This window comes from Streptomyces acidiscabies, assembly GCF_020010905.1.
In the GTDB taxonomy this organism is placed as follows: Bacteria; Actinomycetota; Actinomycetes; order Streptomycetales; family Streptomycetaceae; genus Streptomyces; species Streptomyces acidiscabies.
Window position 1 is genome coordinate 1,043,111 of sequence record NZ_JAGJBY010000001.1, and the last position, 25,612, is coordinate 1,068,722.

The 25,612-nt window shown below is 66.8% G+C and carries 22 protein-coding genes and 2 pseudogenes; 9 read left to right on the forward strand and 15 right to left on the reverse strand.

Annotated features, from left to right (window positions below; translation table 11 throughout):
* Positions 1-23 precede the first annotated feature (23 nt).
* Positions 24-3,404, reverse strand: coding sequence for an ALF repeat-containing protein (locus J8M50_RS05095; protein WP_223786165.1), 3,381 nt, complete (start codon positions 3,402-3,404; stop codon positions 24-26).
* Between the two features lie 274 nt (positions 3,405-3,678).
* Here J8M50_RS05095 and J8M50_RS05100 point away from each other — a divergent pair, with 274 nt between their 5' ends.
* Both J8M50_RS05100 and J8M50_RS05105 read left to right on the forward strand, forming a co-directional pair.
* Positions 3,679-4,182, forward strand: a complete 504-nt coding sequence (locus J8M50_RS05100) for a hypothetical protein (protein WP_178855099.1) — start codon at positions 3,679-3,681, stop codon at positions 4,180-4,182.
* Between the two features lie 117 nt (positions 4,183-4,299).
* Positions 4,300-6,507: a trypsin-like serine protease gene (locus J8M50_RS05105; protein WP_010358544.1), complete on the forward strand. Its 2,208-nt coding sequence runs from the start codon at positions 4,300-4,302 to the stop codon at positions 6,505-6,507.
* Positions 6,508-7,000: 493 nt separating this feature from the next.
* On the opposite strand, the gene J8M50_RS05110 is transcribed toward J8M50_RS05105, so the two are convergent.
* Positions 7,001-7,285 (reverse strand): hypothetical protein, encoded by a 285-nt coding sequence (locus tag J8M50_RS05110; protein ID WP_141655643.1) that lies wholly within the window; start codon positions 7,283-7,285, stop codon positions 7,001-7,003.
* Between the two features lie 134 nt (positions 7,286-7,419).
* On the opposite strand from J8M50_RS05110, the gene J8M50_RS05115 reads away from it, so the two are divergent.
* Positions 7,420-8,259 (forward strand): isocitrate lyase/PEP mutase family protein, encoded by an 840-nt coding sequence (locus tag J8M50_RS05115; RefSeq protein WP_010358542.1) that lies wholly within the window; start codon positions 7,420-7,422, stop codon positions 8,257-8,259.
* Here the strand turns inward: J8M50_RS05115 and J8M50_RS05120 are convergent.
* Positions 8,244-9,011 (reverse strand): hypothetical protein, encoded by a 768-nt coding sequence (locus J8M50_RS05120; RefSeq protein ID WP_010358541.1) that lies wholly within the window; start codon positions 9,009-9,011, stop codon positions 8,244-8,246. The genes J8M50_RS05115 and J8M50_RS05120 overlap by 16 nt on opposite strands.
* 12 nt (positions 9,012-9,023) lie before the next feature.
* A complete protein-coding gene (locus tag J8M50_RS05125) occupies positions 9,024-10,271 on the reverse strand; it encodes an MDR family MFS transporter (RefSeq protein ID WP_010358540.1) in 1,248 nt (415 codons plus the stop codon).
* Positions 10,272-10,408: 137 nt separating this feature from the next.
* Between J8M50_RS05125 and J8M50_RS05130 the strand changes: the two genes are divergently transcribed.
* Together J8M50_RS05130 and J8M50_RS05135 are read left to right on the forward strand one after the other, a co-directional pair.
* Entirely contained in the window at positions 10,409-11,170 is a 762-nt protein-coding gene (locus J8M50_RS05130; protein WP_010358539.1) for a phosphoglyceromutase, read from the forward strand.
* Positions 11,171-11,490: 320 nt separating this feature from the next.
* Complete coding sequence (locus J8M50_RS05135; protein WP_010358538.1) at positions 11,491-11,919, forward strand: hypothetical protein; 429 nt, start codon at positions 11,491-11,493, stop codon at positions 11,917-11,919.
* Between the two features lie 7 nt (positions 11,920-11,926).
* Here the strand turns inward: J8M50_RS05135 and J8M50_RS05140 are convergent.
* Positions 11,927-12,103, reverse strand: a pseudogene (locus J8M50_RS05140) (IS5/IS1182 family transposase); the annotation flags it as partial.
* Positions 12,104-12,260: 157 nt separating this feature from the next.
* Here J8M50_RS05140 and J8M50_RS05145 point away from each other — a divergent pair.
* Positions 12,261-13,457: an ISAs1 family transposase gene (locus J8M50_RS05145; RefSeq protein WP_079187963.1), complete on the forward strand. Its 1,197-nt coding sequence runs from the start codon at positions 12,261-12,263 to the stop codon at positions 13,455-13,457.
* On the opposite strand, the pseudogene J8M50_RS05150 reads toward J8M50_RS05145, so the two are convergent.
* A pseudogene (locus tag J8M50_RS05150) lies at positions 13,454-14,106 on the reverse strand (transposase family protein); the annotation flags it as partial. The gene J8M50_RS05145 and the pseudogene J8M50_RS05150 sit on opposite strands and share 4 nt — an antisense overlap.
* Positions 14,107-14,381: 275 nt before the next feature.
* Between J8M50_RS05150 and J8M50_RS05155 the strand changes: the two are divergent.
* A protein-coding gene (locus J8M50_RS05155) for an IS5 family transposase (RefSeq protein ID WP_370516800.1) occupies positions 14,382-15,208 on the forward strand; the annotation gives its coding sequence in 2 pieces (ribosomal slippage) (positions 14,382-14,738 and positions 14,741-15,208; 825 coding nt in all).
* Here the strand turns inward: J8M50_RS05155 and J8M50_RS05160 are convergent.
* The 7 genes from J8M50_RS05160 to J8M50_RS05190 form a co-directional block, all read right to left on the reverse strand.
* Positions 15,198-15,923, reverse strand: a complete 726-nt coding sequence (locus J8M50_RS05160; protein WP_141655538.1) for a DUF4435 domain-containing protein — start codon at positions 15,921-15,923, stop codon at positions 15,198-15,200. The two genes, J8M50_RS05155 and J8M50_RS05160, sit on opposite strands and share 11 nt — an antisense overlap.
* Before the next feature lies 1 nt (position 15,924).
* Complete coding sequence (locus tag J8M50_RS05165; RefSeq protein WP_078480476.1) at positions 15,925-17,289, reverse strand: ATP-binding protein; 1,365 nt, start codon at positions 17,287-17,289, stop codon at positions 15,925-15,927.
* Between the two features lie 331 nt (positions 17,290-17,620).
* Positions 17,621-18,073 (reverse strand): aminotransferase class IV, encoded by a 453-nt coding sequence (locus J8M50_RS05170; RefSeq protein WP_141655539.1) that lies wholly within the window; start codon positions 18,071-18,073, stop codon positions 17,621-17,623.
* A gap of 71 nt (positions 18,074-18,144) precedes the next feature.
* The gene (locus tag J8M50_RS05175; protein WP_010351115.1) at positions 18,145-18,573 is read right to left on the reverse strand and encodes a type II toxin-antitoxin system VapC family toxin; all 429 of its coding nucleotides are present in this window, start codon (positions 18,571-18,573) and stop codon (positions 18,145-18,147) included.
* Positions 18,570-18,842: a hypothetical protein gene (locus J8M50_RS05180; RefSeq protein WP_010351116.1), complete on the reverse strand. Its 273-nt coding sequence runs from the start codon at positions 18,840-18,842 to the stop codon at positions 18,570-18,572. The genes J8M50_RS05175 and J8M50_RS05180 overlap by 4 nt, the downstream gene beginning before the upstream one ends.
* A 77-nt stretch (positions 18,843-18,919) precedes the next feature.
* On the reverse strand, positions 18,920-19,120 hold the full coding sequence (locus J8M50_RS05185; protein WP_010351117.1) for a DUF397 domain-containing protein: 201 nt from the start codon (positions 19,118-19,120) through the stop codon (positions 18,920-18,922).
* Between the two features lie 11 nt (positions 19,121-19,131).
* Positions 19,132-19,986, reverse strand: coding sequence for a helix-turn-helix domain-containing protein (locus tag J8M50_RS05190; protein ID WP_029183478.1), 855 nt, complete (start codon positions 19,984-19,986; stop codon positions 19,132-19,134).
* 153 nt (positions 19,987-20,139) lie between these two features.
* Here J8M50_RS05190 and J8M50_RS05195 point away from each other — a divergent pair, with 153 nt between their 5' ends.
* Positions 20,140-20,529 (forward strand): ATP-binding protein, encoded by a 390-nt coding sequence (locus J8M50_RS05195; protein WP_010351119.1) that lies wholly within the window; start codon positions 20,140-20,142, stop codon positions 20,527-20,529.
* 277 nt (positions 20,530-20,806) lie between these two features.
* Here the strand turns inward: J8M50_RS05195 and J8M50_RS05200 are convergent, their stop codons facing one another.
* On the reverse strand, positions 20,807-21,196 hold the full coding sequence (locus J8M50_RS05200; RefSeq protein ID WP_010351120.1) for a hypothetical protein: 390 nt from the start codon (positions 21,194-21,196) through the stop codon (positions 20,807-20,809).
* 7 nt (positions 21,197-21,203) lie between these two features.
* Positions 21,204-24,839, reverse strand: a complete 3,636-nt coding sequence (locus tag J8M50_RS05205; protein ID WP_078480478.1) for an ALF repeat-containing protein — start codon at positions 24,837-24,839, stop codon at positions 21,204-21,206.
* Between the two features lie 261 nt (positions 24,840-25,100).
* Here J8M50_RS05205 and J8M50_RS05210 point away from each other — a divergent pair, with 261 nt between their 5' ends.
* Entirely contained in the window at positions 25,101-25,598 is a 498-nt protein-coding gene (locus J8M50_RS05210) for a hypothetical protein (RefSeq protein ID WP_075661484.1), read from the forward strand.
* The last annotated feature ends 14 nt before the right edge of the window (positions 25,599-25,612 follow it).

Genomic DNA, 25,612 nt, shown 5'->3' on the forward strand with positions numbered 1-25,612 from the left:
ATCCTCGCCCTCTCGTACCGGGATTACCAGGTCAGCAGACCGACGACCGTGGTCGTCACGTCACCGGCCACGCTGACGACCTTGCCGCCGACGGTGTCGGCGAGCTTGATCGCGTCGTCGGCGTAGTTGAGGCCGACGCGGGACAGCGCGCCGCCCACGCCGAGCGTGACCAGGCCGAGGCCGAAGAGGCCGAACGCGGACTGGAACTGCTTGCTCTGCCAGTTCCAGTCGTTGCCCGCGAGCGCGAGGAACGCGCTGACCCCCTGCACGACCACCGAGGCGATGCCGACGCCGATCGCGATCGGGGCCAGCGGCGGGAAGAACAGCGAGGCCACGCCGAGCGCGACCGCGCCGCCGCCGAGGATCGTCGAGTAGTGGCCGACGACGGTCGACCACTCGCTGGCGCTGCCGACGTCGTCCGGCCAGATCCCCCAGTCGACGTACCACGGCTTGTCGCTGTCGGCGTTCTGGGAGGGGTTGGTGCCGTTGCTCTCGTAGCCGCGTGCCTTGTCGGCCGCGTCCATCGCGCGCTGCTTGGCCTCGGCGGCGACCTTCGCGGTGTAGATCCGGTTCGCGTCGGACGCGGCGGCGGCAGCGGCCTGCGCGTCCTTGCCCGCCTGGACGGCGGAGGCGCGTGCGGCGGTCGCGGACGCCTGCGCGGAGGACGCCGAGGCGACTGCCTGGCTGGCGGAGGCCGCGGCGCGGCGCGCGGAGTAGTTCGCCGTCCGGGCCGCCGTACGAGCCACTGCGGCGGCCTGCTGCGCGGTGGCGGCGGACTTCGCGGCGTCGGCGGCCGACTTGTCCGCCGCGTCGGCGTTGGACTTGGCCTCGGCGGCGGACTTCTGCGCGTCGGCGGCGTACCCGTCGGCCTTGTTCTTCCACGCGATCGCCTCGTCGGCTGCCTGGCGGGCCTCGGCGGCGGCCTTGGACGCGAGGGCGGCGTCCTCCTGGGCCTTCGCGGCGACCTTCGCGGCGTGCGCGATGGCCGCGCGGATCGCCGAGATGTGCGCGACGGCGTCCTGGTCGAGGCGGGCCACGTCGTACTGGTCGTGGGCGACGAAGTTCCGCCGCATCCGGGCGGGGCCCTCCAGGACGATCTGCGCGGCCGACTTCATGTACTGGCCGCCGCCCGCGAGCAGTTTGAAGATCTCGACCCGGTCGTCCTCCTTGATCGCCTCGGCGTGCTCGATCTGGAGGAAGCGGTGCAGGGCGATGGCGCTGCCGTCGTCCAGCGCGGCCTGCGCCTTCGCCTTGACGGCGGCGCCGGGGCTGGCGCCGAGGACGTTGAAGACCAGCACCCGGTTGTCGGTCTTGGCCGCCTCGACGGCGCCGGTCGTCAGGAAGGTGCGGACGGCGTCCGGCGCGGTGGAGGCCAGCGTGTCGGCGGCGGCCTGCGCGACGGAGATGCGGGAGATCTCGGCGACGGTGACGACGGTCTCGCGGTCGTCCTGGCCCTCGGCGAGCGCGCGGTCGGCGGCGAGCCAGTTCAGGACGTCGTACTCGGTGCCGGACAGCGCGTACTCGGCGGCCTGGCGGGTCCAGGAGCCGGAGTTGTCCAGCAGGAGCAGGGCGGCGCGGCGGCCCTTGTCGACGGCCGTGGCGGTGTCACCGGCGGCGACGGCGGCCTCGGCGGCGGCGACCAGGTCCTTGATGTCGGACGAGGTCCGGTCGGCCTGGGTGCGCTCGCGGTTCGCCTTGGCGAGGTCGGCGGTCTCCTCCTGGGCGGCGAGGCGCGCGAGTTCGACGCCGATCGCGGTGTCGGCCTCGATGCGCTCCGTCTCCGCCGTGCGGGCGGCCTTCTCGACCTCCTGCGCCTCCTTGACGGCGTTGGTGGCGGTGTTGGCGGCCTCGACGGCGGCGTTCGCGGACTCCGTGGAGCGCTTGGCGTACTCGACGGCCTGACCGGCGTGCGCCGCCGCCTCGTCCGCCGCTGCCGCCGCCTTCTCGGCGTGCGTGGCGGCGGAGTTGGCGGCGTCACGGGCCACGGCGGCAGCCGCTGCGGCGCGTCCGGCGAGGGTGGAGGCGGTGTTCGCGGCGGCCGTCGCGCGCGCGGCGGCGGCGTTGGCCTCGGCGGCTGCGGCGCGGGCGCGCGCGGCCTGCGCCTGGGCGACACCGGAGGACGCGGCGGCAGCGGCGGCGGCGTTCGCGGCGGCTGCGGCGTTGTTCGCGGCCGACTTGGCGGCGGCCCCGGCCGTGTCGCAGGCGGCGGCAGCGGCGCGGGCCTGGTCGGCGGCCTTCGCGGCGGTCCGCGCCTTGCTCGCCGCGTTGCGGGCGCCCTCGGCGGCGGAGCGTGCGGCAGCCGCCTTCGAGGCGTCCTTCGACGCGGCGATCGCGGCGCCGTACGCGCGGGACGCGGCGCTGCCCGCCGAAGCGGCGGCCGAGGCGGCGGCCTGGGCCGCGACCGTGGCCCGGCCGGCGGCGGCCTGCGCGATGCGGGACGCCGAGATCGCGGTGGTCGCGGCTGCTGCCGCGCCCTTTGCGGCGGAGGCGGCGGCGTTCGCGGCGCGCGCCGACTTCGCGACGTCGTCCTTCGCGGCGGCGGCCTCGTCGGCGGCCTTCAGCGCGGCGGCCTTCGCCTTCTCGGCGGCCTCCTTCGCCTTGTCGGAGGCGGCGACGGCCTGCTCGGTCTGCATCTGGGCGCGCTTGCCCTCGCGTTCGACGATCGCGACGAGCTGGTCGATCGTCGCCGCCTCCTCGTCGCGGGCCCGCGCGATGTACTGGCCGGAGACCAGGAACTGGCGGATCGCCTGCGCCGAGCCGTCGTCCAGCGCGCGCTGCGCGTACACCGCGACCTGCGGGGAGGCGGCGGCGAGGATCTTGAAGACGGCCGAGCGCTCGTCCTCGGCCTGCGCCGTGAACTGACCGTCGTTCAGGAAGGCGTGCAGTGCCTTGTCGTTGGCCGCGTCCAGCGCCTTCGTGCCCGCGCGCTGTACGGCCGTGCCGCTGTTGTTCATGACCGTGAGCACCGAGGCGCGCAGGTCGGAGCTGACGGCCGCCGTGTAGCCGCCGTCCAGGAAGGTCGATACCGCGTCATCCCCCGCCGACAACGCCGTATTGACCAGGTTCTGGACGGACCGGCCGGCATAGGTGAGACCTGCCAGCACACCCATGCGGTTGTCCTCCGCGCGGCGTGCGGGGAGGTCGGTGGTGAGGAACGCGGTGACCGCTGCCGGGGTGCCCAGCAGCGCCGCCGTGGCCGACTCGCGGACGCTGCGTCCGCCGGTCTTGTACGCCCACACCGCCTTGCCTCGGTCGGTGTCCGGCAGGCCGCTGTCCGAGGGGTCGTCGGCGGCGAGGGCCGGGGTGGCCGTCAGCGTGAGGATCGAGGGGAGGGCCGGCAGCGCGGCCACGCCGGCCGCTGCGGTGAGAATCCGGCGTCTGCTCCACAGAGAAGAGGGAGGCAAAAGGAATCACCCTTCCGGTGCTTTTGAGTTTTCCGGCATAGGTAAAGCACGAGTCATGGTCGAAAGTCAATGCCGGAATCGCACATTTACACAAACGGACCTTCACGTTTCTTTGAGCGTGTCGTATGTCACATCTGGCGTGCTGGACAGCGCTTCCCCCTCCGGTCTTGGATGACATCCGCTGTGAGTACGAGTTCTTACGGGGAGGACTCTTCACCAGGCATGTCCTCCTCCGGAACCTGTATTTGTCCGGAAAACAAAGACGGGGACATTAATGAAGGTGAAAAGAACAATCTGGCGCATAGTGGGCGCCGCCGCAGCGGCGGGGGCTGTGGCGTGGCTCGCTATCGGCGCATCGGGGTCGGAATCCGGAACCGTTTCTTCCGTGGCTGATGAATCGCCCGGATATGCGGTGGAGAAGTATGCCTATCCGCAGGCGGACAAGATCCTCGCGGAGAAGAACATCGTTCTGAAGCGTGGCGACGGGCACATCACCCTCGCCGACTGCGTCACCGGCACCGGGCAGCTGGAGGTGTGGGCGCACGACAAGGCCGACAAGATCTGCTTCGACGTGAAGGGGAACTCCGGCTGGCTGACGCTGGAGATTCCGGCGGTGTACGGCATTCGGGGCAACGACTACGCGACCCAGGTCGACATGACCGTCGGCACGGAGGAGAAGTCCTTCGATGTCGCGAAGAACGCGTGGACGCCGGTGGGGTCGAGTGCGGATGAGCAGGGGCGGGACCACATTCTCGTGGAGATCAGGAGCTCGAAGTAGCCGGTGACGGCGTGATGGCCGTGCGGCGGCGTGATGCCGCGTGACGGCGTGATGGCCGCGTGACGGTTCTTCCCCCGAACTCCCTTTCCAGCTCCTGCACTTGAGGAAACCCACGTCATGACACCACCCAGACCCCTCTCCCTGCGCCTGACCGCGCTCGCGGCGGCCCTCGTCGCCGGCCCCGTCGCGGTGTGCGCCGCCGTCCCCGCGTCCGCCGTCACCGGCACGGCCGCGACCGGGACGACGTACGGCTACACCGCCCAGATCCTCGTCGGCGACTACGCGCGCGGCTGCTCCGGTGTCCTCGTCGACACCGAGTGGCTGCTCACCGCCGCGAGTTGCTTCGCCGCCGACCCGGCCTCCTCGCTGACCGTGCCCGCCGGGAAGCCCGCGCAGAAGACGGTCGCGACGATCGGCCGCACCGATCTCTCCGGCACCGACGGCGCCGTACGCGAAGTCGTCGAGATCGTGCCGCGTACGGACCGGGACGTCGTCCTGGCGCGGCTGGACAGGCCCGTCACCGGGGTGACGCCGGCCGTCGTCTCCACCACCGCGCCGGCCGCCGGTGAGCAGCTGACCTTCGCCGGGTACGGGCGGACGCAGACCGAGTGGGTGCCGCTGAAGCTGCATACCGGGGCGCTGACGGTCGATGCTGCTGCGGCCGGCGCCGCGACCGTCACCGGTGTCGCCGGTGCCGCCGCCTGTCAGGGCGACTCCGGCGGGCCCGTCGTCCGTGGCGGTCAGCTTGTCGGGCTCAACAGCCGGTCTTTCCAAGGTGGTTGCTTCGGCATCGATGCCGCTGAGACCCGTACGGGGGGTGTCGTCGCGCGGGTTGACGACATCGCCGCGTGGGTGACCTCCACTGTCGGCGCGCCGCGTGTCTCCGACTTCAACTGCGACGGCGTCGAGGACGTCGCGATCGCCGATCCCGGCGCGACCATCGGTGGCGACGCGGGGGCCGGGTCCGTACGGATCGTGTACGGGGGCGGCAAGGGCAACGCCGAGATCCATCAGGACCTCGACTGGGTCAACGGGGGTGCCGAGGCCGGGGATGCCTTCGGGGACGCCATCGCCACCGTCGACTACAACGCCGACGGGTGCACGGACCTCGTCGTCGGTACGCCCGGGGAAGACCTGGGGGACGCTGTCGACGCGGGTATGACCGACCTGCTGTACGGGGCGCCCGGTGGGCTCGGGACCGGTGCGCTGAAGGACGCCAACTACCAGCAGGGGAACGGGAACGGGTCCATCTCCGCGTCCGCTCCCGAGAGCGGGGACCGGATGGGGGCGGCGGTCGCCGCGTCCGTCACCAACGCCGGTGAGCCGTACGTCGTGATCGGTGTGCCGGGGGAGGCGCTGTCCGGCGCGGCCAAGGCCGGGGAGGTGTTCTACCTCCAGGGGACGACGAACGTGTCCATCCACCAGGACAGCCTCGATGTGCCGGGTGCGGTGGAGGCGAACGACGCCTTCGGGTCGGCCGTCGCCGCCGGGTCCAACCACTTCGCCGTCTCCGCGCCCAACGAGGCGATCGGGACGGCCGCCAACGCCGGCAACCTCGCCGTCTTCAACCCCAACGTCCTCAACTCCGAGAAGCGGCCCACCCCGCTCTTCGGGCTCGACCAGGACCTCGACACGGTGTCCGGTGGCGCCGAGGCGGGTGACCTCTTCGGGAAGTCGCTCGCGATCGTGTCGTACCGGCCGTCCGGGGCTGCCGCCGCGACGGACTCGATCCTCGCGGTGGGGTCGCCCGGGGAGGACCTCGACGTCAGCGGGACGTCGAGCGTCGACACCGGGAACGTGCTGACGTTCCGGGTCACCTCCGCCGGTACCTACACGCAGCTCAACGGCTACTCCTCCGGGACCGCCGACGACGACGTGTCCGGCACCTCGGAGTCCGGCGACCTCTTCGGCTCGACGCTGGCGGCGGTCAACACGGCACCGCGCGCGGTGAGTTCGGCGGCGACGCTGAAGCTGGCGGTGGGGGTGCCGGGTGAGGCGATCGGTACGACCGCCAAGGCGGGGGCGGTCCAGACGTTCTCGCTGCTTGGGACGCCGGGTGCGGGTGACCGGTGGCTGGAGGTGGGTGACGGCGACGGCATCCCCGGGACGCCGGGTGCGAACCAGCAGCTGGGGTCCAGCCTTTGGTACACGGGGACGAACCTGTACGTCGGTCTGCCGTATGGGCCTTCTGCGTACGGCACGCTCTACTCCTTGCCGCTGTCCAATGTGACGGCGGGCGGGGCGGTTGCGCCGGTGACGGTGTACCAGCCGGGGGCGGGGGGCCTCGCGGCGACGGGGGACCGGTTCGGGCAGTCGGCTCGGTGAGTGGGGCTCTCGCTCCGGTGACGTGATGACGTCGAACACCCCCGCTCGGCTTCGGCTGGGCGGGGGTGTTCGTGCCTTTGGCGTTCAGGGCGGGCGGGGTGCTTGTGTTCTCGGCTGGGCGGGGGCTACTTCTTACTTCTTACGCCGCCGAGCCGCCTTCTTCTTGAGCTCGGCCTGTCCCCGCTTGGTCCAGTCGCCCTGGTGTAAGTGACACCGGGCGGTCCCCTTCATCGTCTTGTTCTGACAAGACCCTTTGGGGGTGGGCCACTTGCACTTCCCCTGCTTCCAGTCGGCCATGACTGCTCCCTTGTTCGGAGCTTTCAGGGTGCGGGGGTTGGTGAGGGTGGGGGAGGGCGCGGATCGGACGTGTGTACGAGGCTTGGGGCGTACGCGGGGCGGTTGGTGGAGCGCGTCCAGTGCTCTGGCCACCCGGTGCAGACCTGGGCCTTGCACGCAGCCTGGCCCGACCCGGCTGCGGGGTCTCAGTACCGGCTCAGTCGGACTGTGGGGGCGCCGCAGAACCCCGCTCGGCCCTGGCGACTCGTTCCTCAAGGGCCCGGATGCGGTCGTAGAGATCGACCAGAGTCACGCCGTCGGCAACCACGCCGGGGCGCTGCCAGTGCCTGCGCACGAATTCCTCTCGGCTCTCCTGCTCCGACTGCTGGAATCCGGTCCGAGCCGAGGCGTGCGGTGATGTCGACCCCTGCATGGACTTGATTCGCTGGAACGAGGCCTTCTGCAGCTTCAGTACAGCCACCGCACCGAGCGCGATGACCACGAGAGCAGCGACAGGTATCAGCAAGAACCAGCCAGCCGACATGAGATCCCCCGAGTCCGTTGCGCTATGTCGAATCGACCCTATCGGTCCACGGAGGCATACGGTCGACCCAGCCGCGGCAAGGAAAGGACCACATGAACCCCGAGAAGCACCAACGCGCCCAGCACTTCGTCGACTTGCACCAGAAGGACGGCTGCTTCCTTCTCCCCAACGCCTGGGACGTCGGCAGCGCCCGCCTCCTGGAATCCGCCGGGTTCCCGGCCGTCGCGACGACCAGTGCGGGGATCGCCTTCTCGCTGGGCAGGCCGGACCACGGTTACGGCGAGGGCCGTGTCGACCGTACGACGATGCTGGGCCGCGTCGCGGAGATGGCGGGCGGGATCGGCGTACCGCTCAGTGCGGATCTGGAGGACGGGTACGGGGCTTCGCCCGAACTTGTCGCCGAGACCATCGAGTTGACGATCGCTGCGGGCGCGGCCGGCGGCAACATCGAGGACTTCACGGGGGATCGGGCAACTCCCTTGTACGACACGGCACTTGCCGTGGACCGTATCCGCGCGGCCCGCGAGACGGTCGACGCGGCCGGCTCCCCCTTCGCCCTGATCGGCCGCACCGACGTCCTCCTCACCGGCGGCACCCTCGACGAGGCGATCCGCCGCGCCAACGCGTACCTCGCGGCGGGCGCCGACTGTGCCTTCGTGCCGGGGGCGGCGGACGCGGAGACGATCGGCGCCCTGGTCCGGGGCCTCGACGGTCCCCTGAACGTCGTCATGGGCCTGACGGGCGGCAAGCTGTCGATGGCGGACCTGAGGGAACTCGGCGTACGCCGGGTGACGGTCGGAGGGAGCATCGTGCGGGCGATGTACCGCCAACTCCTCGATGCAACAAGGGAGTTGGCCGAGCACGGCACCTTCACCTACGCCGAGAACCAACTCCCGCAGGACGAGATCAACGCCCTCTACGAACGCCAGTAACGCACCCATTCCCCGGCGACCCGAGCCATCCGCCTCGCCGGTTCGTCCTCGGCGATCGCGTTCCACACCCGGGAGTTGGCCTCGGAGAACACGCCGACGGCCATACGAGGCGCCCCCGCCCACGCCGGAAACTGCTCCCGCGCCCACAAGTCCGCGTCGTACGCGGTGTGTCCGGCGTCCATGAGGCGCAGGATCAGCACGGCGGGGTCGATCCAGGCGGCGCCGATCGTGGCCTGGGACCAGCCGACGAGGTGGGCGCGGTCGTCGACGAGGATGTCGTCCGGCGCGAGGGTCGTGTGCAACAGGGTGTCACCGGCGAGGAGTTGGGGATCGTCGTCGCGTGTCCAGGAGCCCCAGCGATCCTCGGCGTGCCTCAACTTCACGTCTGGGCGAGGGGTGTTGCGTACCTCCTCCAACGCCCTTGCCACGAGCGGGAGATCGGGGGAGCCGGGGGTGAGGTCGGCGGGGTGGCCGTCGATGTGGTCGTATCCGAGGAGGTCCCAACCACCTGTGCGTACACGCCAGTTCAGGCGAGGTGAGGCCATCGGGAGCCAGGGGTTCACTGCCGCTTCGCGGTTGTGCGTGTGGACCTGGAGGTAGTCGTCCGGCGCGCCCTTCACGAAGACGGCGGAGGTGGCGGTGCGTACGGTGGCCGCCAGCAACCTGCTGGACGTCGGCTCCAACTCCCGTACCCGGCCCGCGCGTTCCTCCACCGCCCGGCGTGCGGTGAGGGGTAGGTCGTCCCAGCGCATGAGCGCCCCCTTCTACTGCTGCACAGCCACCTTCGGCTCCACCCCCGCCTCAACGCCCTTGTCCTCGGCGGGGATTCGCCGCAACAGCATCCAGTACCCCGCCCCCGCGACCGTACCCACCACCGCGCACACCCCCCACAGCCAGTCCGCCCCCAAGTGGTCGATGACCAGGCCGGACATGAGGGGCGCGATGAGGGCGGCGGCGGACCAGGAGAGGTTGTACATGCCCTGGTAGCGGCCCCGGCCCTGCGCGGGGGAGAAGCGGACCACCAGCCCTGTCTGGGTAGGGGCGTTGACGATTTCCGCGAGGGTCCAGACGCACACCGTGAGCGCGAAGACGCCGACCGACCCGGCGAAGGCGGTGAGGCCGAAGCCGTACCCGGCGAGAGCCGAGGAGATGACCAACAGCCGTACAGGGTCGCGGTGTTCGATGAAACGGGTGACCGGGATCTGGAGGACGACGATGAGGATGCCGTTCACCGCGATCGCCGTTCCGTAGTCGGCCGGCGAGAAGCCCGCCTCGCCCATCGCCACCGGCAGCCCCACGGACCCCTGTTGGAAGACCACCGCGACGAGGAAGGAGAGCCCGACGAGCGACATGAAGCGCCGGTCGCGTACGACGGTGGCGAGGGAGACGTGCTCTTCTTCCGTCGCCGCCTTGGCAGTTGGCCGGGACTCCGGCAGCTTGAGGAAGACGACGACCGCGCACGCGAACGTCATCCCCGCCTCGATGAGGAACCCGGCGAGGTAGCTGACCTCCGCGATCAGCCCGGCACCCATCGCGGAGACGGCGAACCCGAGGTTGATCGCCCAGTAGTTGAGCGAGAACGCGCGCACCCGGTCCTCCGGCCGCACGATGTCCGCCATCATCGCCTGCACCGCCGGCCGCGAGGCATTGCTCGTCGCGCCGACCAGGAACGCGACCCCGGCGATCGCGACCGGATCGGTGACGAACCCGAGCAGCGCCACCGAGAACGCCGTAGAAAGCTGCGCGATCAGCAGCGTCGGCCGCCGTCCGAGCCGGTCCGCCATCACGCCGCCCGCGAGGGAGGAGACGACGCCGCCGAGCCCGTGCAGCGCGGCGACGAGACCGGCGTACGACGCGGAATAGCCGCGGTCGATGGTCAGGTACAGCGCCATGAACGTCGCGACGAACGCGCCGAGGCGGTTGACCAGCGTGCTGGTCCACAGCCACCAGAACTCGCGGGGGAGGCCCGAGACGCTCTCGCGGGTGGCGCGTCTGAGGGACGCGATGGACATGGGGACCCCCGATGTAAGTGGTGCAGGCGGTGATCGTAGGTTACGAGAGGCGGCGTTCGGGGAGCCAGCCGATTAACAGATCCCGTCAATGCACCGTGCGGCGCTGTGTCCCAAACCCTTCGATTACGCTCAGACGTATGGCCGACGCACCGTACAAGCTGATCCTCCTCCGCCACGGCGAGAGCGAATGGAACGCGAAGAACCTGTTCACCGGCTGGGTGGACGTCAACCTCAACGAGAAGGGCGAGAAGGAGGCGGTCCGCGGCGGTGAACTCCTGACCGCCGCCGGTCTCCTGCCCGACGTGGTCCACACGTCGCTCCAGAAGCGCGCGATCCGCACGGCGCAGCTCGCCCTCGAATCCGCCGACCGCCACTGGATCCCCGTCCACCGCAGCTGGCGCCTCAACGAGCGCCACTACGGCGCGCTCCAGGGCAAGGACAAGGCGCAGACCCTCGCGGAGTTCGGCGAGGAGCAGTTCATGCTGTGGCGCCGGTCGTACGACACGCCGCCGCCGGCCCTTGCTGACGGCACGGAGTTCTCGCAGTCCTCCGACCCCCGCTACGCCTCCATCCCGCCGGAGCTGCGCCCCCGCACGGAGTGCCTGAAGGACGTCGTCGTCCGCATGCTCCCGTACTGGTACGACGGCATCGTCCCCGACCTCCTCGCGGGCCGTACGGTCCTGGTCGCCGCCCACGGCAACTCGCTGCGCGCGCTGGTGAAGCACCTGGACGGAGTCTCGGACGAGGCGATCGCGGGCCTGAACATCCCGACGGGGATCCCGCTGTCCTACGAACTGGACGCCGACTTCAAGCCCCTCACCCCGGGCGGCAAGTACCTGGACCCGGAGGCGGCTGCGGCTGCGATCGAGGCGGTCAAGAACCAGGGCAAGAAGAAGTAACCCCACGCCTGAACGGGCCCCCTCTCTGCGGATTCTCTGCGGGGAGGGGGCTTTTTGGTGGTCGGGGTTTTGCGGAGTGCAGGGGGTGACCTCGGTGTTCAGGAGCGCCGAGGCGGGCATACGTCGTGTTGGGGTGCTGACCGAGACTCGTACGCGTCACAGAGTGCGATGGTCGATACCGAACTGTCGGCCCTTGATCAGAGCCTCGCGGACGAAGCCTCACCGCCACCGAGGCGCATGACGGCGAACTCCCGTTGCACGCAGGCGACTTCATCCTGACGGCCAAGGCGGAACGGCCCACCCCCTCGTAGGGTGCTCAGATGACGGAGACGAGCAAACAACAGCACAGGCTGCTGACACCCGGTGAACTCACTGACGTGTACGACGTCCTTGAGCAAGTACGACTCCGGCCGGGCATGTGGGTTCGCGGCAGTTCGCTACTCCACCTTGATTCCATGCTCACTGGCTACCGCATAGCCCTGGGGGTACACGACATCAGGGAACCTGACGACTTCTGGCAATCCGGCACCGAGGGCCACTTCACCGACTGGCTGTGGCAACGACTTGGCCGCAGTTCCTCCCTGTGCTGGGCGGTAGAGATCGAACGCGAGGCGGAACAGGCCGGCAGACCGGCGATGGAGATGTTCTTCGAGTTCTTGGACGAGTTCCGTGCTGCCAAGCGAACTGAAGACGAAGTCCTCCACAGCCTCCTTACGGCGGAGACCGAGCAGTCCTTGGCTGCCGACTGAACTTCTTTCATCCTGAGTAGTTCCAGGTCAGCAGTGTGTGGATGGCTTGGACGATGGTGCCGATACGGCGAGTGGAGCAGCGTGCTTGGCGTAGCAGTCGCCAGGACTTCAGCTGTGCGAAGGCGCGTTCTCCGGGAGCTCTCAGCCGGGCATGGTCGCGGTTGAACTGCTGGTAGTGGGCAGGGCTCCGTCAAGTTCCGTGATTGCGTGGAGGGTTGGCGATCAGGCCGGTAGGGGCGGACAGCAGAGCAGGCACGGGGGTTCGTGATCATTGTGGTGTCGAAGCCAGATGATCACGAGGACGTCCCGTGCCTGCTGTTGCATCTTCCCCTATCCCTGCCGTGCTGGAGAAGCTGGGTCCGCTGGATGCGGACCGGATCGCTGACCTGCGTCCCTACCTCGAATCGGTTCCGGATCCGCGCTCGCGCCGGGGCCGGTGGTACTCGCTGACGGCGATCTTGCTGGTGTGTGCCTGCGCGGCCGTCTGCGGAGCGAAGAGCATCGACGAGCTCGCCGAGTTCGGCGAGCGGGCCACGAACTCGCTGCTGGCATCCCTCGGGGTACGCCGTCACCTGCTCGGCTGGCGGCGCAGCCCCAGGCCGGTCACTCTCGGACGCGTTCTTTCGGCACTTGACGGCGACGCCCTGGACCAGGCTGTGGGCGCCTACCTGGCCGACCGGCACCGCATCACCGCGTCCGCGGAAGTGCCCGAGGCCCGATCGCGGCAGGTCATCGCCGTGGACGGCAAGGCCCTCAGGGGCTCAGCCCGCCTGGCCGCGCCGCGCCGTCACCTGCTCTCGGCGGTCACCCACGACCGCGTCGCCACGATTGCCCAGGTCGAGGTCGGTGCGAAGACCAACGAAGTGCGCCACTTCAAGCCCCTGCTGGCGCCACTCGACCTCGCCGGCACCGTCGTCACCTTCGATGCCCTCCACTCGGTGAAGGCCAACATCACCTGGCTGGCCGAGACGAAGAAGGCCCACTACATCGCCGTCATCAAGACCAACCAGCCCACCGCCTACGCCCAGCTCGCCGCCCTGCCCTGGACGTCGATCAAGGTCCAGCACACCACCTCCGCCACCGCCCACGGCCGCCGCGAGTCCCGCTCGATCAAGACCTGCGCCATCGCCGACAACCTCGGCGGCATCGCTTTCCCCCACGCCCACCTCGCCATCCGGGTCCACCGCCGCCGCAAGCCCACCGGTCGGCCCGAAACCCGCGAGAACGTCTACGCGGTCACCAGCCTCGCCGCCCACCAAACCCGCCCCGCCGACCTCGCCACCGCCATTCGCGGGCACTGGGGAATCGAAAATTCCTCCCACTACATCCGAGACGTCACGTTCGCCGAGGACGCCTCGACCATTCACGCCGGCACCACGCCCCGCGCCATGGCCACCATCCGCAACCTCGCCATCGGCACCCTGAAGATCCTCGGAGCCGACAACATCGCCAAGACCACCCGCGCCATCCGCCACGAACCCGAACGAGCACTCGCCATCCTGGGCATCACCAACACCCCGGACACTCACGGAACTTGATCGAGCCCTGGGTAGTGGGCGGGTTGTTCGTGGTGGTAGTAGGGGGTGCGGACGGTGGCGCCGGCACCCTGGTAGGCGCGGTCGGCGAGGACGAGGATTTGCCGGGTGAGGCAGGCTTGGACGATGCCGTGGGCGCGGGCCGCGGTGAGGTCGTGGGTGCGGCCGGGTGTCGCGCGGGAGAACTACAGCGGGGTGCCGTCCGGTCGTGCGATGACCTGGACGTTCATGCCGTGCTGTTTGTGTTTCTGCAAGTAGTACGGCTCGTCCGCCTTGATGTGGTCGGTCGGGATGAGCGTCCCGTCGACGATGAGGAAGTCTCCTTCGCCTATGCCCACCAGGGCCTCGTGGAGGCCCGGCGCCCAGGAGGCCAGGACGTCGAGTGTCTCGTCGACGTAGCGCCAGGCTGTCGCCTCCGACAGCCCGAACCCGGCGCCGACCTGTGCAAACGTCTCGTTCTTCCGCAGGTGTGCCAGTGCCAGCAGAGCTTGCTTGAAGCAGCTCAGCTTCCGCCACGGCGAGCGAAGTTCACGCCTTCGGGTGTAGATGAGCCAGGAGACATGCTCGACTAGCTCGTGCGGGACATCGAGCATGGAAGGATACGGAACCAACGAAACCCCCCGGCCGTCGGCGTGTTGAGTGAGATCACCACACCAACGACGAGGGGCTTCGCCACGTCACCCCACCTGACCAGCCCATTTCACCCGGCCGGTACAGGATGAAAGAGGTTCAGTAACTTGCTCCGCGCCGCAATAGAGACAAGAGCTCCGCCCCCCATTGGGTGGTTCTTAGTTCGTCAGCCCCAGCAAGGCGCAAGGTCTGCTCCAGGCTATCGGGCAGCACGCTCTGCGCCCTCTTCGAACCGCAAAACGCACACAAGGCAACACTAAGAGGTTGTCTCATGTGGCGTGATGTTCGTGCGGCATGATGTCGGTCGTGACTGCCGATCTGTCGAAGCGGCTGGTTCCTGATGAACTCTGGGAGCTGGTCGCCCCGTTGCTGCCGTCGTTCGTCGCTCGACCGCAGGGAGGCGGGACCGCTCCGCGTGATGAGCGGGCCGTGTTCACGGCGGTGGTGTACGTACTGACCAGCGGGTGTGCCTGGCGGCACCTGCCGCCGACGTTCGGTACGTCCCCGGCGACAGCGCACCGCCGGTTCACGGCCTGGACCGAAGCCGGCCTGTGGCGCCGGCTGCACCGGGCCGTGCTCGACCGACTCGGCGCCAGGGGTGAGCTGGACTGGACCTCGGCGATCATCGACGCGGCCTCCGTCCGTGCGAAAAGGGGGGATCACTGACCGGGCCGAACCCGGTCGACCGCGGCAAGAAGGGCAGCAAACTGCACGTCCTGTCCGACGCCCAGGGCATCCCGCTCGCCCTCGCGGTGTCCGGCGCGAACCTCCACGACAGCCAGGCGTTCAAGCCGCTGATCCGGGCGATACCCGCCGTCCGCTCGCGGCGCGGACCACGAAGACGACGTCCCGTCAAGATCCGCGCGGACAAGGCGTACTTCTCCGCCGACCACCTGGCCTGGCTCCGTGAACGGGGCCTGGTCCCGCGCATCGCACGTCCGGGCATCGAGTCCGGCGAGCGACTCGGCCGGCACCGCTGGAAGATCGAACGGTCCATCGCCTGGCTGCTCGGCTACCGCCGCCTCACCGTGCGATACGAGCGGAAGGGATCGCACTTCCTCGCCTTCCTCGGCCTCGCAGCCGCCCTGACCTGCTACAAGAAGCTCGCGAAACTCACCACGTGAGACAACCTCTAAGGACTGCAAGGAAGTCTCGACCACGAAAATAGGGCGAGGAACCGCGAGGGCAACTCGGTTCCTGTCTTGGCTGAATCGCGCCCACAGCATAATTCTCCAGCGTAGCGGGGCCAGGCGATTTCGGCGACTCTCGATGCAGGGAAAGACAGTAGGACTGCAGCTTGAACTTCATGTCCTTCTTTTCAATTTTTGCAGCCAGGTCCACCTCATCAAACGCCAGTCGCCAATCATTTTCAAAGCTAGCCCGTCTCAGCCGAGTTACTGGAGCAACAATTTCCAGCAGCTTCGAGACGACAACAGCTTCGCCACCATGTTTCTCGATCTTTCCGGAGCTACCCAGCTCGGATATCAGGTCGATCCCGGTCTTGGATACCAACAGCATCGCTTCCAGGTCCGCGTTTTCATACGGATGAATTGAAGCGTTTTTTGACATTTCTCCTTTTACTACATCGTCGAAATCTCTGTCCACAATACAGGTGAAGTACTCTTGTTTCCAATCGGCGAGCTGTGCGGCAGCCTCCAAAGCCACATTACGCGTGCCGGTCACAAAGTACGAGACGGCTTGATCGCGAAAAGCGCGTTCAAGGATACGCCGATCTGACGGTCCTTCTAGAATTACGACCGGTCGTTTATCGTTTTGGCGATTAAGCCTGATGCGGTCAGCAACGCAATCCAGCTCCCGCATTGATTTCAGATCGCCCACCCTAGACCTCCTCGTCGAGGTCATCGTCACTATCGTCCTGTCTGCGATCCTCTTCCTCAAGATCAGGAAGCTGGAACTCTTGAACCAGATTCCAGTTTCCGTGGACGATTGCACTGGAATGGGTCGCAATAACAATCTGCAGATTAGAGATCCTAGCAACTTCCTCAATATCTTTGAGGAAGTCATGCTTCCATGCCGCGTGCATGGAGATTTCAGGCTCATCAATCAACACAAGTGAGCCCTTTTCGGCCGAGAACAGGAGCATCGTAAACACAGCAAGGAGGTGCTGCTCTCCCGAAGAAAGCGAGTGGACGCTGAGAGTCTTTCCGCTAGCCTTTGACCGGAACCTGATTTGCCCCTTCGGGCTAAGAAAAATCTCTTTGCCGACGAATTTTGTTTCGACAATTCTCCTCAGTGAGCTCAGTTTTTCATGGATTGGCAGAAGAGGCTTTAGCTTGCGCTCCCAGTCATCGAGGAAGACGTTCAGAATACGCCTCTCCGTCGGCGTCGGGCGTCCTTCAGGGAAGCGCACGTCGACTGCACGGACACTCATACCGCTGGCATGCAACTCGGCATGCTGATCAGCGATTCTTTCATACCGCTCCTTTAGTTCCCGCTCTTTGATGGTTGTTCGCGCTTTCTGCATAACTCGCTCGGCAAAAGTCTGGTCTGCAGATAGCGAAACATCGAGCGACTTACGGCGAGCATCTGAAAGCTGGGCAGTAACCTGGTTGATATACAAGAGAATTTTTGTAGCAGTAGCACCAGGCTTTGTCTGTCGGACAGCTCGGGCTTGATTCCTCGCATTGCTTGGTGCGGCATCTAGACGCTGCGTGTCAACAAGAATTGCCCGCGCATCTTTGAATAGATCCTCTGCCCAAGTTCCTTCAACTTGCGCGAGGGTGGGAGGTGTTACAGAGAGGCCCATTCTCTTTGCTTGCGCTAGAGAAATCGTACGATCAAATCGAGTGTCGTACCAGCTGCCGTCCGGAAGGCGCGTCCAATAATCTGGGGTGTCTTCCATTGCCTGCTCTTCTTCCCGATACGGGAAATTAAGACTTTGCCATTTACGCGCAAGCGGCCTTTTGCCGTACAGCTCAAACTCTGAAACCCGGATCGCGCTCCTGACTTGACGGATGCCAATAACCCATTTATCGCGGAACGTCACCTCGATGTTATCGAATTCAACGGAGGCCAGCGTGTTCAGGTCCAGGGTCATCAAGCCGTGTAGAATCCGCAGAAAGTAAGTCTTCCCGGCTCCATTTGGGCCTGAAATAATCGTAATGGGGGGTTCCGTGCTGAAATCGACGTCATGATTGACGTATCCAAAGAGCCCGAATACCTTCACGTTCGCGATCGGTCGCATCAGACATCCCTAAGACGAGAGGGGGATGGACAGAATAGCCCGAGTGCACGGTCCCTGCGTGCGTTTCGCCTCAATTCGCTCCAGCCTGTAACTGGTGACCGTAGATGCGCATCTACGCGCTCCCTTGGGTTCAGCACGCACGTTCCCGTCCGGCGGAAGAGCGACCGCTGGCGCTGGCAACGGATTGCCACCGCCCCAAGGCCGGTCTCAATCCCAGGCAGTTCGACGGTAGGGCTGCGCCATTCACGTGCCACATCTTGCGGGGATCCACGGGGAACGGCGGGGACTCACCCCATGTGGGACCCGGACTCCAACACCGCTCCACCGCAGGTCAGGACCTGTAGCTGTCACCTGGAGACCCAAGCTTCCCAAGCTGAGGGCTCGGTAGATGGGACTCCTCAGCTCTCGTCAGCAGTGCCCCAGTCGGCCCGCTGCCCCGCACAGGCTCTGCCAGACTCCGGACATGGGGCGTTGCGCTGATCTGAGGCTGTACAGCTTCCTTCGGGTGTCCCATGTCCACCGCCGGATCGAAGTGCGTGACGCGGACGACACAGGGTCTGTCCCTTCCGTCCAGAGCCTTGCTGACCAGCTCGCGGACGTGACCGGTGTCCACGGGTGCGTCGAACACGATCCGGCTGTCGCGGACGAGTCGTTCCATGTGCAGGGACAGTCCGCGAATGCGGCGATCGGCGTCGACGCGCATGGAGGTGAAGTGTCCGTACGACGTCAGTGCCAGGGGGAGCAAGTCCTCTGCTGTCGTGGGGTGTTCGTTCAGGTTCGGCATGTCGCTCAGCATGTCAGCCGCACACCTGCATGGCGGGACGCTGGAGCAGGTCGAACTGGCGAGTGGGTGACCTACCCGCCGTATTCCCAAGGGTTCAGCAGCAGTACGCCCGTCCGGGTCAGGTGTTTGGTGTTTCGGCTGACCAGGATCCAGTGGTTCGCCAGGGCCGTGGCGGCGATCAGGGCGTCGGGTGGGTCGATGGTGGTGCCGGTGGTTTTGAGGTGCTTGTGGAGGGTGAGGTAGGCGAGTGCTTCCGTCTCTCCGACGGGGGTGATCCGGTCGCGGTACTCGTGGCGGATGCCGTCGAGGGCCTGTTGGAAGGCGGATCTACGGACGGGGTCCGGGGTTGCCGCGACGCCTGCCTCGATCTCCGCGACGGTGATGACGCTGAGGTGGAGTGCGGGGGACGGGGCCGAGCGTGCCCAGGCAACCACTGCGGGGGCGGGCCGCTGTCGCGTGGTGAGTTCGGTGACGACGTTCGTGTCGAGCAGGTAGATCACTCGCCGCCCGCCGCGTCGTCGTAGGAGCGTCCGCCGAATTCCAGGCCCTCGAAGGGGGTCGAGATCAATCGGTCCAGGAAGCCGTCGTTTCCGAGGGTTGCCCAGCGGTGAAGCATGTCAGGGAGGGCGTCGAGGTCGGTGTCGGCGAGTTCGGCGTCGAAGTGGGCGACCTGCTGCGCGGGCAGCGACTCCCGGATCTCCCGGATCGTCCGTAGCGGGTGACGGGGCTCTTCGGGCTTGTACGGAGGTGGGCTTGCAGCGGTGCTCATGGTCGGCTCCTTCGCATCGCGGCTCGGGGGCTGGTCCCATGTCCAGGGTAGGGTGCGGGATCAGCGCGAGGGGTGGGTCAGTTCAGGAAGTGGTCGAACTCGCCGGCCTTGGCGCCTGCGAGGAAGGCGGCGAGTTTGGTGGGGGTGGTGGTGATGACTTCGGTGGGGTTGTCGCTCTCGCGCATCAGGATGTGGCCGTCGTGGTGGGCGACCTCGACGCAGGCTTCCCCTCCGTCTCCGGAGAACGACGACTTCTGCCACTGGATGGATGCGCTCATGCTGGTGCGTCTCACAGTTCTCGTGCGATGTGGTGGATGAGCTGCCGTGACTCCTCCGGGCTGAGCGATTCGCGCTCGGCGAGGTCGAGCAGCTTCGCGTACCTCTTGAGGTCGGCCTCCGAGTCCAGGTAGCGGCCTCCGAACGGGCTGTCGATCTGGACTGTATCCAACTGCGGAACGACCCCGTACGCGTATACGACGGGCTGCGTGACCTCGATGAACTCCTCGCACGTGAACGGGATGACGCGCACGACGAGTGAGGGGCGGTGGGACGCCTCCACGAGGTGTTCGAGCTGTTCCCGGACCACCTTTCGGCCGCCGTATCGCATACGGAGAGCAGCTTCGTGGATGATCGCGGTGAACGGTGGCGGGTCGTCCCGGTCAAGGATCGCGGCACGCCTGAGCCGGTGCTCGATGCGCGTTTCGATCTCGTCGGCGGGTCGTTTCACCAGGGACGCGGAGAACAGCGCGCGGGCGTAGTTCTCGGTCTGGAGCAGGCCGGGGAGGGTGATGGTCTGCAACGTACGGAGCCTGGTCGAGTGGTGTTCCAGCTCTGCGATGTCCAGGAAACCCGGGGCAAGAATGCCTCGGTACTCGTCCCACCAGAACTGCCCCCGGTGCTCGCGGGCGATGGCGCAGAGTGCTTCGATCAGGAGTTCGTCGTCGCACTCGTAGAAGGACGCCAGCCGCCGGATCCGCTCCTCGCTGACCCCGATGCGCCCCGCTTCCAGGTGACTGATCTTGGCCTGGTCGACGGACAGCATCCCGGCGGCCTGACGTGAGGCCATGCCTGCCTTCTCGCGCAGTTTTCGCAGCTCAGCACCGAGACGTGCCTGACGCACGGTCGGGTTGTCCCTGGGCGGCATGAGTCCCTTCCCCTTTGCCTGTTTCGCGTGTGTCGCTCACGGTCCCATGGTTCCACCCTGTTGCGTCAACCTTTAGTGAAGGATTGCCACGTGGCATAACTGCCCCCTACGGTGCTTCTCACGCAACGGACGCCCGCGTTGGGAGACCCCACCATGTCCTCGTCCTCCACCCCCCTGACCGTCCGCCTCATCTCCGCCAACGGCGCCTTCGCTGCCGCCCTCCTCCGCGACCAGCTCGCCGCCCTCCTCCGTACGACCGGGCACGAGACCCTCGTCGACTCCGCGCGGCTGTGCATGAGCGAGGTCGTGACCAACGTGTACCGGCACACCAGGACGCGGCTCGTGTACGTCAGAGCGGCCGTGACCGAGAAGGGGGTCACAGTGTTCGTGCGGGACGATCTGCCGTGTGTGCTGGCGATGCCCGACGTGGTGGATTTTTGTGAGGGTGGGCGGGGGTTGTTCCTGCTCGACAGTCTTACCGACTCGTGGGGGACGCGGATTCACGGGGCGCCGGCGCCTACGGGGAAGGACGTGTGGTTCTAGCTCGTGGAGGGTGGACGAGGGGTCTGCTGAACCGGCGTCGGGGACCACGCAACGCCGACGGCCGATGCTCCGTCGGGTAGGGGGAGCAGCCACGACCCACCCCCTGAAGAGGAGGAAGCACTCGCGGCTCGTGCTGCTGTCAGATCGCTGCCACCCGGCCACGGTGCTGAACAAGGCCGATGAAATCGACCGCTTTGACGTCCTGCTGGCGCCTTATGGCAAGACTCGCACTGGGTTGCCCGGGAAGCTAGCTACCCCGGGCAACCGTGTCGCTTGGCTAACCTAGAGCCTTTTTATAGATGGCTTCGTACTGTGCGTATACGCGCCCTAGCTTACGTTCGTCCTTCCTGATCTCCAAGAATTCCAGGATGAGCGAGAATAGCCGATCGACTATCTGCCGGTTCTCGTTCGGAGTGAAGTGATCCGGTTCTTTCCAGCCTCCGACATCGACTCCGGGGAGCGCTTCCTGGATGACAAGTAGGTGCCATTGGAGGCTGCTGCACTCGTTGCGGCGTACGATCAGCCACTCCCTGAATCCGTAGAGCAGCCCGCCGGATCTGGCTAGGTCGAATCCTTGGAGGAGCATGGTCGTCGGGTAGTAATAGCCGTTCAGACCGAAAACGCCTGGCCTGTCGTGAAGGGCCTGGATGAGTTCCTTGTCGTTCATGCCTTCCCTAGAATCCGAAGTCGATCACGTCGGTCCATTCCCATCGTGATTTATACTCGGCGATACTCTCGCCGCCTCTACCTGTCCATGCATCGTAGACCTTACCGTTGTACACCACTACGACATGCATATACCATCCCGCCTCTTTTCCTCGGTAGGGCGGAAGGAATGGACTCATCGTGGGCTTTATCGTGAATATTGTTCCCCCGCCGAGGCTTTTGCGAATCTGTTCAGCACATATCTCGCAACCAGAAGAGCCGGGGATTTCGTTCACGCTTTTGGGCAATCCCGGAACTTTATGCTCGCCGCACGGTGATCCCGCCGAAGCGGCGATGGCCGTAGTGGACTCGACCTGCGAGAGTGTCAGCCCGGGAGTCTTACCGAGGATCTTGCAGCCGCGTTTGAGGAGCTTCAGCTCGTCGAGGATTTTCTCAAGCCATTTGTACTTGCCAGCAATGAGCGCATCCGTCATGAGCCCCTTGCAGTTGTCGATGTCCTTCTTGCGGAGGCAGACCTCCAGGTCGGTGAGACCCAGGATCGAGAGCTCGGCGTTGAGGAGCTGATCCATCGCGTCGGCGAACTCTTTGCTGTGGGCGACGATGTCGCAGAGGGTCTCTTCGTGCTGGCACCAGCGGGCGAGTTTCTGCGGGTCGCAGGGGACGAGGCTTTGCCCGCAGCGATACAGCTCGGCAGCGCGGCGGCCGTTGTCGTTTTTCTCTTTCTCCTTGGCCGTGACGGCGGCCTTCCGCCGTGCCTCTTCCTCCTCGCGCTGCTTGGTGACCGCGACGGTGAACGCCTCGGTGGCTGCCTTGAGCGCCTCGGCTGCGTCCTGGCCGGCGGCGTCGGCGGACTTCCGAGCCTCGGTGGCGTGGTAGGCAGCGGTGGAGGCGGCGGCCTGGGCAGTCTCGGACGAGAGGGTGGCGTCGGTGGCGGAGCGGGCCGCGTCAGCTGCGGAGACGTTCGCGCGGTTGGCGGCGTCCCTCGCTGTCCGGGCGGAGGCGGCGGCCTGTGCCGCGGAGGTCTCGGCAGCCTTGGCGTATTGGTCCGCCTGCTGGGCGTACCCCTGCGCCTTGGTGGCGGCTTCGCTTGCCCGGGTGGCCCATTCCGACGCTTCGGCGGCGGCTTTTCGAGCGGTGGCGGCAACCTTCTGCGCGGTCGCGGCGTTCTGCGTGGCGGTTGCCGCGATCTTCGCCGCGTCGGCGATCAGTTTCTGCACCTGTGCCACGTGCGTGGCGGCCAGGTGGTCCTTGCGCTGAGCCGTGTATTGACCCGAGGCGATGAACGCGTGCAGTGCCTGGGCAGAACCTTCCAGTGCGATCCGGGCTGCCGCTCTGACCTCGGGACCGCCACTGTCGATCAGCTGCGCGGCTCTGACGCGCTCGTCCTGGGTACGGGCGGTGTACTGCGTCGTGACCAGGAACTCGCTGTACTTCTTGGGGTCGCCGGAGGCCAGAGCCGTACGGCCGGTCTCGGTGAGGATGGGACCGGCATCGGAGAGGACCTGCGCGATGGTGACACGCATGCCTTCGGCGGCGGCCTGGTACTGGCCGCTCTGGATGAACGCCGTAACAGCCGAGGCGTCCCCGTCGAGAGCGGTCTCGGCCGCGTCCCGGACGGCCTGGTTGTCGCTTTCCTCGGCAAGGCGCTCGACGTAGGAACGGTCGTCCTGCTGCTGCGCGTTCGGCCAGCCGTTGCGCAGGTAGTCGATGACGACGTCGTCGGGACCGCCGAGGGCGGCTTCTGCGGCGGCGCGTCCCCATGCGGTGCCGTTCTTCATCACCTGAACGGCCAGGGTGCGGCCTTCCGAGGCGACGACGGCTGGGTCGGCTCCCTGCTCGGCGGCCTTGGCGACGAGGCGGTCGCGTTCGATCTGCTGGGCTTGGGCCACTTGATTCTGCTCGGCCTGCGCGGTGGCCTGGGCGTCTGCCTCCGCCTTGTCGTCGCGGGCTCGTTCGAGTCCGGCGTTGGTCCGGCCGAGCAGTTCTTCGGTCTCGACCTCGCGTGCGAGGGTGAAGATCTGCTGAGCCTTGCTCACGGCAGCGGTGGCCGCGTTTGCCGCGGCTGTTGCGGCGTTCGCGTGCTCGGTGGACTTGGCTGCGGCTGTCGCGGCGTCGCCTGCGTGCTCGGCGGCTTCGTTGGCCGCGTTGCCGGCGTTGCGTGCGTGAGTTGCTGCGGACCGGGCAGCGTCACGGGCTTCACGTGCAGCAGTGGCCGCTTTGGCCGCGAGGGACTCGGCTGCAGTTGCCGCGCGGTTGGCTTCTTCAGCGTGCCGTTTGGCTGCTGCAGCGGCTGCGCGTGCCTCAGCGGCTGCAGCGCTCGACTGGCCGGCATAGTTGCCGGCCTCGTTGGCAGCGTTGGCTGCGGCGTCGGCGTTGGTGCTCGCGCCTATGGCAGAGCGGGCAGCGGCGCCTGCGGCATCGGCGGCCTTCGCTGCTTGGTCGGCGGCGTCTGCGGCCAGGTCGGCGCCCTTGGCCGCGTTGAGCGCGTCCGTCGCGGCCTGCCGGGCGGCAGACGCGTTCTTCGCGTCCACGGCTGCGTCGGCGGCTGCGTTGCGGGCACGCGAGGCGGCCTGGGACGCACCGGCCGCTGCGGCTGCTGCCTGCGACGCGGCGTTGGCCGCGACCTTGGCAGAACTGCTTGCGGCGGCGGCCGAGTCGATCGCTCTCTGTGCGGCGCCGGCGGCTTGTGAAGCGGCGGTGGCAGCTCGTTTGGCAGCGGCGGCAGCCCTGTCCGTGTCGCCCTTGGCGGCCCTGGCCTCGGCCTCGGCCTCCAGCGCCGCTTCCTTGGCGAGCTCGGCGGCCTTGACGGCCTTGGTGGACTCGGCCTGAGCGGCGGTGGTCCGGGCGGCGGCCTGCCGTCCGGCTGCGGCAGCTTGCGCGGCCAGTTCGGAGACAGTGGCGTGTTCCTGGTCCTTGGCTCGGGCCACGAACTGGCCGACCTCCAGGAACTCCCGGATATCGGCGGCACTTCCGCTCAAGGCGATACGTCCGGCCGCCCGCACGTTAGTGCCACCTACGCTGATGATCTGGGCCACTTGGACCCGCTCGTCCTGCTGTTGCTGGACGTACTGACCTTCTGCGAGGAACTTCCGAACGTCCTCGGACGTGCCGGTGAGCGCGGCTCGGCCTGCCTCCTGCACCATCGGTCCCGAAGAGTCGATGATCTGGGCGACCCGGACACGGCTGTCCTGTTCCAGCGGGGCTTCCCAGCCCCAGCTGATGAAGATCTCCAGTTGCTCCCGAGTGCCTCCCAGCGCATTGCGGGCAGCGGTGAGTAGTTCGGGGCCACCAACGCTCGCAAGTTGTGCGGCGGTCACCCGTTGATCCTGGAAGGAGAGAGCGTCAACTGCCGCGAGGAAGGCTTCGACATCCGCGTCGCTGCCGGTCAGAGCAGCCTCGGCAGCTGCTTTTACGCCAGGCCCGCCAGCCCGCCAGTAGTCGACGACTGTTTCACGATCGGCGTTTAGAACGGTTGTCTGGGCGGAAACTTGGAGGCTCTCCCCCGTGCCTCCAGTAGCCGCAGTGACGGGTGACGCACCCAGTAGGCCGACAGTAAGGATCAATGGCAGGAGGGTCAGCGTCGTCCGGCGTATCACGCGTGTTGGTTTTCCGGCGCTATCCGATAGGTAAGTTCTTCGCTTCATTGGCCACCCTTCTCATTTTTTGGTTGGCGGCTCGCGAATTCGAGTCGCTGATCGGGCGGCTGGTAAGTCTATCCATCAATACTCGCCGTGTAAGGGATTACTTACCGGCGTGTTTTGGTTCATGTCGGACTTAATGGGGCAAAAATTTAACGTTGACTTTGACCTTCGGTATGCCTACGCTATGGGTTCGCTTTGCCTGTGACATCCTGCCTGTTCGGAATATTGCAGGCGGTGGGGGGCTATTTCTTCAGGGGGGCTTTCATGTCTTCGCGTGTCCGTACGTTCTTCTTCTCTGGATTTCTTGTTGCGTGCGTCACGTTGGCAGGGATCTCTGTCGCATCGGCTGACGATCCGCCGGCGAATCCAAAGCCGCCAACCGCTATCGAGGACTACGGTTATCCCGGCGCCGATCGGATCCTCACCGAAAAAGGAATCACCCTGAAGAGGGGCGACGGCCGTATCCTCCTGGCCGACTGTGACCAGGCAGCCCAGCAGATTCGTGTCTACACGGTCGAGGACACCGTGACGGGTCGCGAAGGGCTTTACTGCTTCCGTGCTCTTGGTACGACTGGCTGGCTCACGCTGGAGCTTCCCCGGGTCTTCGGTATCGAGGCTGCGGACCGTCCGGTTCGCGCCAGCCTCACCGCCAACGGCGAGACCACATCGGTCAGCGTCGAACAGGGCGGCTGGACTTCCGTAGGTGAAGGAACGGTCGGGGGAGCCCGGTCGGTCCTTGTCGAACTTCGTGTGACTGGTTGACCCATGCCCGTCTC